The 12,399-nt window shown below is 38.6% G+C and carries 10 protein-coding genes; 9 read left to right on the forward strand and 1 reads right to left on the reverse strand.

Annotated elements, in window-relative coordinates; genetic code table 11:
* The first annotated feature begins 14 nt into the window (after positions 1-14).
* The 3 genes from recN (at position 15) to spo0A (ending at position 4,246) form a co-directional block, all read left to right on the forward strand.
* Entirely contained in the window at positions 15-1,742 is a 1,728-nt protein-coding gene (gene recN, locus CFK37_RS14350) for a DNA repair protein RecN (RefSeq protein WP_089062505.1), read from the forward strand.
* A 170-nt stretch (positions 1,743-1,912) separates the two neighbouring features.
* Positions 1,913-3,196 carry a SpoIVB peptidase gene (spoIVB, locus tag CFK37_RS14355; RefSeq protein WP_089062506.1) on the forward strand — a complete coding sequence of 428 codons (1,284 nt, stop codon included), beginning with the start codon at positions 1,913-1,915 and terminating at the stop codon, positions 3,194-3,196.
* A gap of 267 nt (positions 3,197-3,463) precedes the next feature.
* Entirely contained in the window at positions 3,464-4,246 is a 783-nt protein-coding gene (gene spo0A / locus CFK37_RS14365) for a sporulation transcription factor Spo0A (protein WP_089062508.1), read from the forward strand.
* 62 nt (positions 4,247-4,308) lie between these two features.
* On the opposite strand, the gene CFK37_RS14370 is transcribed toward spo0A, so the two are convergent.
* Positions 4,309-4,548 (reverse strand): DUF2627 family protein, encoded by a 240-nt coding sequence (locus CFK37_RS14370; protein ID WP_089062509.1) that lies wholly within the window; start codon positions 4,546-4,548, stop codon positions 4,309-4,311.
* Between the two features lie 134 nt (positions 4,549-4,682).
* Between CFK37_RS14370 and CFK37_RS14375 the strand changes: the two genes are divergently transcribed.
* Genes CFK37_RS14375 through CFK37_RS14400 form a run of 6 tightly spaced genes read left to right on the forward strand, consistent with a single transcriptional unit; the run spans position 4,683 to position 12,396 of the window.
* Positions 4,683-6,758 carry a sigma 54-interacting transcriptional regulator gene (locus CFK37_RS14375; RefSeq protein WP_089062510.1) on the forward strand — a complete coding sequence of 692 codons (2,076 nt, stop codon included), beginning with the start codon at positions 4,683-4,685 and terminating at the stop codon, positions 6,756-6,758.
* 41 nt (positions 6,759-6,799) lie between these two features.
* A complete protein-coding gene (yqiS, locus tag CFK37_RS14380; protein ID WP_281251612.1) occupies positions 6,800-7,723 on the forward strand; it encodes a phosphate butyryltransferase in 924 nt (307 codons plus the stop codon).
* 12 nt (positions 7,724-7,735) lie between these two features.
* The gene (gene bcd, locus CFK37_RS14385; RefSeq protein WP_089062512.1) at positions 7,736-8,830 is read left to right on the forward strand and encodes a branched-chain amino acid dehydrogenase; all 1,095 of its coding nucleotides are present in this window, start codon (positions 7,736-7,738) and stop codon (positions 8,828-8,830) included.
* Positions 8,831-8,855: 25 nt separating this feature from the next.
* Positions 8,856-9,935, forward strand: coding sequence for a butyrate kinase (buk, locus tag CFK37_RS14390; protein WP_089063669.1), 1,080 nt, complete (start codon positions 8,856-8,858; stop codon positions 9,933-9,935).
* Positions 9,936-9,949: 14 nt separating this feature from the next.
* On the forward strand, positions 9,950-11,371 hold the full coding sequence (lpdA, locus tag CFK37_RS14395; protein ID WP_089062513.1) for a dihydrolipoyl dehydrogenase: 1,422 nt from the start codon (positions 9,950-9,952) through the stop codon (positions 11,369-11,371).
* Between the two features lie 32 nt (positions 11,372-11,403).
* Positions 11,404-12,396, forward strand: a complete 993-nt coding sequence (locus CFK37_RS14400; RefSeq protein WP_089062514.1) for a thiamine pyrophosphate-dependent dehydrogenase E1 component subunit alpha — start codon at positions 11,404-11,406, stop codon at positions 12,394-12,396.
* Positions 12,397-12,399: the final 3 nt, after the last annotated feature.

A 12,399-nucleotide genomic window follows, 5' to 3' on the forward strand; every position in this document is an offset into this window, starting at 1 on the left:
AAGGGACAAATAATATGCTGACAGAATTATCCATCCGTGATTTTGCAATTATTGACGAGCTGTCCTTATCATTTCATGAAGGTTTAACGGTCCTGACCGGAGAAACTGGTGCAGGGAAATCGATTATCATAGATGCAGTTCAGTTACTGGCCGGGGGACGCGGTTCAGTTGAATATGTGAGGCATGGTGCAGCTAAAGCAGAAATAGAAGGGCTTTTTTCACTCGATACAAATAAACACTTGATATATCTTGTGGGTGAAAATTATGGAATTGAAATAACAGATAATATGGTTGTCTTACACCGAACAATTACATCTGGTGGGAAGAGTATCTGCCGTGTAAATGGCAAATTAGTAACACTTGCTATCCTTAAAGAATTTGGAAAAACACTTATTGATATACATAGTCAACATGAAACCCAAAGTTTAATGCAGCCAGAAAGTCATATTGATTTACTTGATTTATATGATACTGAATTAATAAATCAAACAAAAAAGGAATACAAACAATTATATGAGCGATTACAAACGCTCCGCAAACGCTATAAGGAACTTAGTGAAAATGAACAGGAAATGGCCCACCGCTTAGATCTCCTGACATTCCAGTTGGATGAACTGGAGCAGGCTAGTTTAAATCCCGATGAAGATGAAGATTTAGAAGAAGAAAGAAGCAGTTTAGCTAACTACGATCGAATATACCTTGCTATTCAGGATGCTTATAATGCATTACATGGAGAACAAAAAGGCATTGACTGGCTTAACTTGGCGGTACAGTCAATGGAAGAAGGTAAGAATTATGACCCTTTTATCGCAGAAAAAGCCGAGGAATTAGCTAATCATTATTATTTGATTGAAGAACTTTCATTTGATTTGCGGAATTATCGGGATAATTTGCAATATGAGCCAGAACGATTAAATGAGATTGAATTCAGACTAAATGAAATAAATCGCTTAAAAAAGAAATACGGCTCAACGGCAAATGCTATTATCGATTATATGGGGAAGATTCAAGAGGAAATCGAGGAAATAACCAATAAGGATTCACATTTAAATAAACTGCAACATCAAATAAACGAAACATATCAAGATGCCTATTTGGAAGCGAAGCAATTGCATGATAGTAGAAAAAGCGCTGCTGAGAAATTAACGAAAGAAATTCATTCCGAATTGAAAGGTCTTTATTTAGATAAGGCAACATTTTCTATATCATTTACTTCAAAAAAAGATATGGAATCAGAGACAGCAGAAACACCATTACTGTTAAACAAGAACGGTTTCGATTTCGTAACATTCCAGATCTCAACCAACCCAGGTGAACCTTTAAAAGAATTAAGCAAAGTTGCATCAGGCGGTGAACTTTCCAGGATCATGTTAGCGCTTAAAAAGATTTTTGCAAAACACCAGGGTGTGACAAGCGTTATTTTTGATGAAGTGGATACTGGTGTAAGTGGACGTGTTGCACAGGCAATTGCCGAAAAAATTGTTCATGTTTCAGAACAATCACAGGTATTATGCATCACCCATCTGCCTCAAGTTGCTGCAATGGCTGACCGTCATAATTTAATTGAGAAAATGGAAAAGAATAAACGAACCATAACATTTGTTAAAGAACTTACTGAAAATCAAAAAGTGGATGAATTAAGCAGAATGATCACAGGAGCAAAGTTGACAGATACTGCGCGCCAGCACGCAACTGAAATGCTGGAATTGGCTGATTCCATAAAACAAAAAAATGATGGATAAGATTACAAAAAAACCAGAAGATAAATTATCTGGTTTTTTTTATACATTTTTTTAAAAGGAAATGATACACAGGTTTACTTGTTATTAGCCAGTTTAAAAACATGTTGGTTCGGTCAAATTAAAAGTACAGACAAAAGATTGGGGTTAGGAACCTGAGGAGAGTGGAATGATTGAAGTTTAGAAACGAATTTCGAATTTGGATAGGAATTTTACTTCTTGCTGCGTTAGTAGTATTGCCTTTTTATACGCCAATACAAAAGTACCTTTCTATTCCCAATAATATTGTAACTTTTAACAACGATTTGCCAATTGCAGTTCCAAGCTTGGGGGATTCAGTTGAAGTAGAGCCAGCCAACAAAGCAATTCACGCGGTTAGCTCTAATGATTTTGAGACTGTTTCATCTGGGGAAGATGAGTTATTATATTCCGTTGCTGGGATGCCAATAAAAAAAGTTGATGTAAATGTGCTGGAGGACCTAAAAGTGATACCCGGTGGTCAATCCATAGGTGTTCAGCTGCATACGGCTGGTGTTCTTGTGGTTGGTCATCACAAGATCTCCGGGGAAAACAAAGAATTATCACCTGGGGAAGAGGCAAATATTAAAGTGGGTGATATTATCCTTAAGATCAATGGGGATCCAATAAAGGAAATGCAAGATGTAAAGCCTTATGTTGAAAAAGCTGGTGAAGCAAATAAATCGTTGGATGTAACGATTAAACGCGGAGATGATAAAATCCATACCAAGCTTACCCCAACAATGGACAAAAAAGAAAATGAGTACCGAATTGGACTTTATATCAGAGATTCTGCTGCTGGTATTGGTACAATGACATTTTATGATAAGGAATCAAAAAAATATGGAGCACTAGGGCATGTTATATCGGATATGGATACACACAAGCCCATTGAAATTTATAATGGTGCAATTGTCAATTCAACTGTGACATCAATTGACAAAGGGACAAATGGAACACCTGGTGAAAAGGAGGCCAAGTTTTCAGTTGATGCCGATAAGATCGGAACAATTACGAAAAACAGTCCATTCGGTATCTTTGGAAAGTTGGATGAAAAAATGGATAATGCAGGCAAATACAATAAACCAATGCCTGTGGCTTTATCACACGAAGTTGAAGAAGGTCCAGCAAAAATATTAACCGTTATCGATGGTGAAAAAGTAGAAGAATTCGATATCGAAATCGTTAGCAGTGTTCCGCAAAAATTTCCGGCTACGAAGGGAATGATTATTCAAATTACGGACCCTGAATTACTGAAGAAAACAGGCGGAATTGTTCAAGGTATGAGTGGTAGTCCAATTCTTCAAAACGGTAAGATTATTGGTGCTGTTACCCATGTGTTTGTAAATGACCCAACGTCAGGATATGGTGTACACATTGAATGGATGCTTCAGGAAGCCGGAATCAATATTTATGAAGATGGAAAAAAAGCAAGTTAAGTAAAAAAACCTGTGTTAGAAATTGTCTAATGCAGGTTTTTTTGCATTTTAAAATTCTTCAAGATACACGAAAAAATCATTTTTCGACAAACACTATTTTTCTTTGTCTAAAATTATCGAAAGTAAGTGAAAAGGCTAGAAAATCAAAGGAAAATAAAGATATTTTTAAAAAAAATAAAGTTTTTTTATTTTTAGGAAGGTTATACGGTATTGATGTCGAAATTATAGCGTGGGATAAAAGTTAAATTACATAAGGGAGGAAATGAAGTGGAGAAGATTTCAGTTTGCTTAGTAGATGATAATAAGGAATTGGTACAGGTTATGGAGGAATACTTTGATGGCCTGGATGAAATAGAGGTTATTGGAACTGCACATAACGGGAGAGACTGCTTGGAAATGTTAAATGAAATGGATCCTGATGTATTAATTTTAGATATAATTATGCCGCATATCGATGGCTTAGCTGTTCTGCAATCAATTCGTGGGGCAGAAAGAAATAAATATCCAAATGTCATCATGCTCACTGCTTTTGGTCAGGAAGAAGTAATGAAAAAAGCAGTTGATTTAGGCGCATCTTATTTCATACTAAAGCCATTTGATTTGGATAACTTAGCTGACCAAATCCGACAGGTTCAAGGCAGAAGTAGTCAACCAGCGCAATCAAAGGGTCTTCATAATAAAAAAGGTAAACAAAAAAAGGACCTAGAAGCAAATATCACGAATATTATCCATGAAATTGGGGTTCCTGCACATATCAAAGGGTATATGTACTTACGCGAGGCTATTACAATGGTTTACAATGATATTGAACTGCTTGGGTCCATTACGAAAGTTCTCTATCCGGACATAGCAAAGAAATTCAATACAACTGCTTCAAGGGTAGAGCGTGCTATCCGTCATGCAATTGAAGTTGCTTGGAGCAGAGGGAATATAGATTCAATCTCCGAGTTATTTGGTTATACAATAAGTATTTCAAAAGCAAAGCCAACAAATTCGGAATTCATCGCAATGGTCGCCGACCGCCTGCGTCTTGACTATAAAGCGAGCTAATATAATAAAACAAATAAAAAAAGTGATGATTCTAAACAAGGGTTAGGATCATCATTTTTTATTTAACTTTTCATATTATTATTTTTTGCATTGTATTGACGTTTTCTGTCCCGATGAACGATAAATCCCCCAATGAAGGCAATTCCACCTAAAAAAAAGACGAAACCTACAAAAAATTGAATTCCAATATGTAAAAAAATAGGATAAAGATCTTCAAATAATGAATCACGCATTAATTTAATTCCAAAAGCAGAAATAATTCCTGGTATGACAAGAAGTAGGACTGCGATTATTCGTATCATGTTGAAACTCCTTTAAAATAAATGTTGATTTTAGTATAGCAAAGCAAGTCTAAAATAGAAACAAATTTATATTTGCTAAAATCTGCACAATAACGTACAATATAGGTGTGCAAAAAATTGCAAGGTGGGATCTAATGAAGCGTGTGCTGATTGTTGGTGCTGGTAAAGGCGGATGTGCTTTAATACAAATTTTATCTGAAACGGATCGAATGCAAATTGTTGGTGTGATTGATACAAAGGATCATGCTAAAGGCATTGAACTAGCAAAAAAATACGGCATACATACAGATAACGATTGGAAAAAATGGATAAATGAGGACCTTGATATTATTATTGAAGCCACCGGTAAAGAAACGGTCCTTGGTGAAATATTAGAAGCACGCAGCAGGAAAACCGTGGTTATACCAGGTTCAGTTGCCTATATTATTGCAGAATTAATGGAAGAAAAAGAAACGTTAATGGAACAATTTAAAATGGAAATGACCAATCAAAAGTTAATTCTTAATAGTATCCGGGACGGCATGATTGTTGTAAATGAAAAAGGTATTGTCCAGTTCATCAATAAAAGCGCTGAACGGATAGTTGGTGTAGCCAGAACAAATTTCCTGGATCGCCCAGTTCAGGATGTAATTGAAAATTCCCGGCTTCCATTGGTCCTTAGGAACCGCAAAAGAGAGGTAAACCAAAAGCTAGTCCTTGAAAATGATAAGAGGATTATTACAACAAGAATTCCAATAATTAATTCGGATGATAAGTTAATTGGTGCATTCGCGGTATTTAAGGACATAACAGAAGTTGTAAAGCTTGCTGAAGAAAACACAGATTTAAAAGAAATAAAAATAATGTTAGAGGCGATTATCCAGTCTTCCGATGAAGCGATAACAGTCGTGGATGAAAACGGAAGTGGAATGATGATCAATCCTGCATACTCCAGAATTACAGGTTTATCCAAGGCAGATATTATTGGAAAGCCAGCTTCCGTTGACATTTCAGAAGGTGAAAGCATGCATATGAAAGTATTGCAAACACGCCGTCCTGTCCGTGGTGTACGAATGAAGGTTGGCTCCAAGAAAAAGGATGTCCTGGTAAATGTTGCTCCGGTTATTGTTGATGGGAAAATAAAAGGTAGTGTTGGTGTATTGCACGATGTATCGGAGATAAAAGCTCTTACGAGTGAATTACGGCGTGCAAGACAAATCATTCGAAACCTTGAAGCAAAATATACCTTCGATGATATAATTGGTTCTTCAACAGAAATGAGATTGGCTCTTGAACAAGCGAAGGTGGGGGCAAAAACACCAGCCATTGTTCTGCTTCGTGGTGAATCTGGTACAGGTAAGGAACTTTTTGCTCATGCTATTCATAATGAGAGCGATCGAAAGCATAATAAATTTATTCGAGTAAATTGTGCAGCTATTGGTGAGTCTGCATTGGAAAGTGAATTGTTCGGATATGACGAAGACGCGTTTTCAGGAGCAAAACTTGGTGGTAAAAAAGGATTATTTGAAGAGGCGAATATGGGAAGTATTTTCCTTGATGAGATCAGTGAACTGTCCTTGCATATGCAAGCCAAATTATTGCGTGTCCTGCAGGAAAACGAAATCGTTCGCGTTGGTGGAACGGATCCGATAGCAATAAATGTGCGGGTTATAACTGCAACAAATGCAAATTTGGAGAAAGCAATTATGAACAAAACTTTCCGGGAAGATTTATATTATCGTTTGAACCGGCTGCCAATATTTATCCCGTCATTACAAGAACGGATTGAGGATTTGCCCGAGTTGATTCCGCATCTTATCCATAAGATTAATCAGGATTACGGCAGGAACGTTCACCAGATTGATCAGGAAGCTATGAACCTTTTGAAATCATATCACTGGCCGGGAAATGTGCGGGAGCTGGAAAATGTGCTGGGGCGAGCAATGATTTACATGGATTCCAATGAAGAGGTTATTAAATTACAGCATATTCCAAGACTCAATCCAGACAATGCGGTCCGGTTACAGGACATCAAAAAATTCGATGTAAATCAGGGGACATTGCAGGATGCAGTTGAAAAATTTGAGGAAACGTACATTAAACAGGTTTACCAAGCCAATCATTATAATAAGACTAAAACAGCAAAAGAACTTAATATATCAATTCGGAATTTATATTATAAGATGGATAAATATCGAATAGAAAAAGCAAACATGCAAGATTTTTCATAACTGCATAAATTGCATGCAACTATTTTCTAAAGCGCTTACAACTGAAAAACTGTAACTTGGAGGCAGACATGAGGACACTAGATGAATTAAAAACCGTGGCAAAAAACGAGTCCAACCAAATTGTATCCGTTGCAAATGCTGCAGATATGGAAGTGCTTAAAGCGGTCAAAGCTGCTAAGGAAGAAGGGTTATGTTCATTCATATTGTTTGGAAACGAGAATGAAATATATACACTTTCTGATAAAGTCGCCCTTGATTTGTCTTCCATAAAGGTGGAAGCTGAAGACGTCAATCCGGCTGGCGCTGCAGTTAAAGCAGTGCATGAGGGTGAAGCGGATATTTTAATGAAGGGAAATGTTTCAACAAAAGCGTTATTAAAAGCGGTTTTAAATAAAGAGTATGGGCTTCGTTCAGGAAAAATTCTATCCCAAGTCGCTTTATTTGAAATTCCCAATCAAGATCGCCTGTTATTTCTAACAGATGCAGGTATGAATATTGCCCCAACTCTATTGGAAAAGGTTGAGATTATCAACAACGCGGTTAAAGTTGCCAGAGGTGTCGGAATGGACTGTCCGAAAGTTGCGGCGCTCGCTGCTGTTGAAATAGTCAATCCCAGCATGCAGGCAACAATGGATGCTGCAATATTAACTCAAATGCAAAAAAGAAATCAAATAAGTGACTGTATAATTGACGGACCACTTGCATTCGATAATGCTGTGTCACCGCTTGCAGCAGAACAAAAAAATATTCATTCAGATGTAGCAGGTTCAACAGATATTATCGCGGTTCCAACAATAGAAGTTGGAAACGCCTTATATAAATCATTTATGTATTTTGCTGATGCGAAGGTAGCTTCTGTTGTAAGTGGAGCGAACGCACCAATTGTATTAACATCACGTGCTGATTCAGCTGCAAGTAAATTATATTCATTAGCGCTAGCACTAGTTTCAGCAAAAAAATTCTAGGAGGAAACAACAATGGAAATCTTTACTTATATGGAAAAATATGATTATGAACAACTTGTATTTTGTCAGGACAAAAACTCTGGATTGAAAGCAATCATTGCAATACATGATACGACACTTGGACCAGCACTTGGCGGAACAAGAATGTGGACCTATAAATCCGAGGCTGAGGCGATTGAGGATGCACTTCGTCTTGCTAAAGGAATGACATACAAAAATGCTGCTGCCGGGCTTAATTTAGGTGGAGGTAAAACAGTTATTATCGGCGATCCTAAAAAGGACAAAAATCCGGAGTTATTCCGTGCATTTGGCCGTTATATCCAAGGGTTAAATGGTCGTTATATTACTGCTGAAGACGTAGGAACAACAGTCGATGATATGGATCTGATTCATATGGAAACTGATTTTGTTACAGGAATTTCGCCTGAATTTGGATCATCAGGAAATCCATCCCCAGTTACTGCTTATGGTATTTATAAAGGAATGAAGGCGGCTGCTATGGAGGCTTTTGGCAGTGACTCATTAGAAGGTAAAACAGTGGCTGTTCAAGGTGTTGGAAATGTGGCATTTACTTTATGTGAACATTTACATGAAGAGGGTGCTAATTTAATTGTTACCGACATTAACAAAGAAGCAGTTAACCGCGCAGTTAACGCGTTTGGTGCAAAGGCAGTGGACCCAGATGATATTTATGGTGTTGACTGTGATATTTATGCGCCATGTGCACTTGGAGCTACAATAAACGACGAAACAATACCACAATTGAAAGCGAAAGTTATTGCAGGTTCCGCAAATAATCAGCTTAAAACAACTGAACATGGTGATATTATTCATGAAAAAGGTATTGTGTATGCACCAGATTATGTAATTAATTCAGGCGGGGTTATCAATGTTGCTGATGAATTGAATGGTTACAACGCAACAAGAGCAATGAAAAATGTAGAATCAATTTACGATATCCTGCTGAAAATATTTGCTATCTCAAAACGGGATAACATTCCAACATATGTCGCTGCAGACCGTATGGCCGAGGAAAGAATTGCTTCTGTAAGAGCTTCCCGCAGTCAATTTTTATTAAATGGACACCATACGTTAAGCAGAAGATAGTCGGAGGTTAGGGTCATTGCAATATATGTATAGAGTTTTAGTAATAAACCCGGGTTCAACTTCTACAAAAATTGGTGTTTTTGATGATGAAGTATGTATTTTTGAAAAAACAATTCGCCATGATGCAGATGTACTCAAAAATTATAATGGTGTTATAAATCAATATGATTTTCGAAAAAATGTTATTCTCGATCAATTAGATCATGAGGGTATCAATATTTCAAAACTAAGTGCTGTCTGTGGGCGGGGTGGCTTACTTAGGCCAATTAAGGGTGGAACATATGAAGTGAACCGGCCTATGCTTAGGGATTTGCGAATGGGCTATAATGGTGAGCATGCATCGAATCTAGGAGGCATTATTGCCCATGAAATTGCCAGTGGACTAAATATTCCCGCGTATATTGTTGATCCCGTGGTTGTTGATGAATTTGAAGATATTGCCAGATATTCTGGCGTACCGGAACTTCCGAGAAAAAGTATCTTTCACGCTTTGAATCAAAAGGCCGTTGCACGACGGGCTTCGAAAGATTTAGGACAAGACTATGATCAGCTTCATTTAATCGTCACCCATATGGGTGGTGGAATAACCGTTGGAGCGCATAAAAAGGGAAAAGTTATTGATGTTAACAACGGATTGCATGGTGATGGTCCATTCTCACCAGAGCGAGCGGGAACGGTGCCGGCAGGTGATTTGGTTGCATTGTGTTTTTCCGGGGAATATTACCGGGACGAAATGATGAAAAAGTTAGTAGGCCAGGGAGGACTCGCCGCGTACTTAGATACCAGTGATGCAGTAGAAGTTGAAAAGAGAATTACAAAGGGTGATCGGGCTGCGGCAGAAGCATATGAAGCGATGGCCTATCAGATAGCCAAAGAAATTGGATCCATGAGTGTTGTCTTAGAAGGCAAGGTGGATGCCATTATTATGACCGGTGGTCTTGCTTACGGTAGGGATTTTATTAAGATGATTTCAAAACGAGTAGATTGGATTGCAGACACAATCATTTATCCGGGGGAAAATGAACTACAGGCGCTGACAGAGGGTACTTTAAGAGTGCTGCGCGGCGAAGAAGAAGCAAAAGTCTATTCATCTAATCAGAAATAAAGGGAGTGAAAAATATGGCAGAAGAATATGATCTTGTTGTACTCGGCGGAGGCACAGGGGGATATGTTGCCGCAATCAGGGCCGCACAAATAGGTCTACAGGTTGCAATTGTTGAAAAAGGGGACTTAGGTGGAACATGCTTGCATCGCGGGTGTATTCCATCTAAAGCATTACTGCGAAGTGCAGAGGTATATCGGCAAACAAAAGAGGCAAGTGAATATGGTATTGATACGAAGGATACCACATTAAACTTTACAAAGGTTCAAGAGCGAAAAGACCGTGTTGTTCGAACCCTGCATCAAGGTGTCCAGGGGCTGATGAAAAAAGGGAAGATTGATGTTTACGAAGGATTTGGGCGTATTTTAGGCCCTAGTATTTTCTCGCCAATGCCAGGAACGATTTCAATTGAATATGCAAATGGTGATGAAAATACGATGCTTGTACCTAAAAACGTTTTAATTGCTACCGGATCGAAACCAAAATCACTTCCAGGACTTGAGATAGATGGAAAGCATGTCATGACATCCGATGAAGCACTGCAAATGGAGGAGTTACCTAAATCCATTATAATAGTCGGTGGCGGCGTAATTGGAATTGAATGGGCTTCTATGCTTGCTGATTTCGACGTAGACGTCACGGTTATTGAATACTTGGATCAAATTCTACCAACTGAGGATGAAGCGATTGCCAAGGAAGTTGAAAAGCTGCTGAAGAAGAAAGGGATCACCTTTGTCAAGGGCGCTAAAGTGCTCCCGGATACTTTATCAACTGATTCTGGTGTTAAAATTGAAGCAGAAATTAATAACAGTAACAAAAGCTTCCAGGCGGATAAGATGTTGGTTTCTGTCGGCCGTGAAGCCAATACGACAAATATCGGCTTAGAAAATACAGATATTGAGATCGAAAAAGGTTTTGTACAAACGAATGCCTATTTCCAGACTAAAGAATCACATATTTATGCAATTGGTGATGTTATTGGCGGTATGCAATTAGCTCACGTTGCATCACATGAAGGTATTGTTGCAGTGGAACATATGGCAGATCATAATCCATCTCCAATTGAATACGACAATATACCAACATGTATTTATTCAAATCCAGAAGTGGCCAGCGTAGGTTTAACAGAAAAGAAGGCTAAGGAGGAAGGGTTTGAAATTAAAGTTGGAAAGTTTCCGTTTAAAGCCATTGGAAAAGCACTGGTTCACGGGGAATCAGATGGTTTTGTGAAAATCATTGCAGATAAAAAGACAGATGATTTATTAGGATGTCACATGATCGGGCCACATGTAACCGACATTATTTCTGAAGCTGGTCTGGCAAAAGTATTGGACGCAACGCCTTGGGAGGTTGCTGACAGTATCCATCCACATCCAACTCTTTCAGAGGTTATGGGTGAAGCTGCGTTAGCGGTAGATGGCAAGCAAATCCATGGGTAGATTGGAAGCGTAGAAAAGAGGAGGGACTATTAATGACAAGAAATCGTCATGAAGCATTAGGATTATCTGATGATCAAGTTTTAGAAATGTTTAAAACAATGCTTTTAGCCAGGAAAATTGATGAAAGAATGTGGCTTTTAAACCGTGCCGGGAAAATTCCGTTCGTTATTTCCTGTCAGGGACAAGAAGCAGCACAAGTAGGTGCCTCATTTGCATTAAATCGCGATACCGATTATGTTGCACCTTATTATCGTGATATGGGTGTCGTTTTAGCTTTTGGTATGACGGCTAAGGATCTAATGCTGTCCGGCTTTGCAAAAGAAGAAGATCCAAACTCAGGCGGACGACAAATGCCAGGTCATTTTGGCCAGAAGAAAAATCGAATCCTTACAGGTTCTTCACCTGTTACAACACAACTTCCTCATGCAGTTGGTGTTGGATTGGCCGCAAAAATGGAGAAAAAAGAGATTGTTTCTTTGGTAACGCTAGGAGAAGGGTCATCTAACCAGGGTGATTTTCATGAAGGATTAAACTTTGCTGGTGTACATAAGCTCCCAGTAATAACAATGGTCGAAAATAACAAATATGCAATTTCAGTTCCAATCGAGCGACAAATAGCCGCTGAGAAAGTATCTGATCGTGCTCACGGTTATGGCATGCCGGGTGTTACAGTTGATGGAAATGACCCACTGGCGGTATTCGAGGCAGTACGAGATGCGAGAAACCGTGCTATAAAAGGGGAAGGTCCAACATTAATTGAAGCGGTATCCTATCGTTTAACGGCGCACTCCAGTGATGACGATGACCGTCAGTACAGGGAAAGTGCCGAAGTTGAGGAAGCTAGGAAAAAAGATTCGATTGTTACATTTGCTGCCTATCTAAAGGATGTTGGTATTTTAACAGATGAAGTGGAAAAAGGAATGAATGAAGAGATAGCGGACATCGTTAATGAAGCAACGGATTACGCTGAAAATGCTCCATACGCAGAGCCGGAGAGCGCGTTAAATTTTGTATATGAAGAGTAAGGA

Origin of the sequence: Virgibacillus phasianinus (assembly GCF_002216775.1) — a bacterium.
GTDB classification, from domain to species: domain Bacteria; phylum Bacillota; class Bacilli; order Bacillales; family Amphibacillaceae; genus Virgibacillus_F; species Virgibacillus_F phasianinus.

What these genes read in the sequence shown, in the direction of transcription:
- recN (WP_089062505.1), top strand. Translation starts at nt 15, where the DNA reads ATGCTGACAGAATTATCCATCCGTGATTTTGCAATTATTGACGAGCTG.
- CFK37_RS14370 (WP_089062509.1), bottom strand. Translation starts at nt 4,548, where the DNA reads ATGATACGAATAATCGCAGTCCTACTTCTTGTCATACCAGGAATTATT.
- CFK37_RS14375 (WP_089062510.1), top strand. Translation starts at nt 4,683, where the DNA reads ATGAAGCGTGTGCTGATTGTTGGTGCTGGTAAAGGCGGATGTGCTTTA.
- bcd (WP_089062512.1), top strand. Translation starts at nt 7,736, where the DNA reads ATGGAAATCTTTACTTATATGGAAAAATATGATTATGAACAACTTGTA.
- buk (WP_089063669.1), top strand. Translation starts at nt 8,856, where the DNA reads ATGTATAGAGTTTTAGTAATAAACCCGGGTTCAACTTCTACAAAAATT.
- lpdA (WP_089062513.1), top strand. Translation starts at nt 9,950, where the DNA reads ATGGCAGAAGAATATGATCTTGTTGTACTCGGCGGAGGCACAGGGGGA.
- CFK37_RS14400 (WP_089062514.1), top strand. Translation starts at nt 11,404, where the DNA reads ATGACAAGAAATCGTCATGAAGCATTAGGATTATCTGATGATCAAGTT.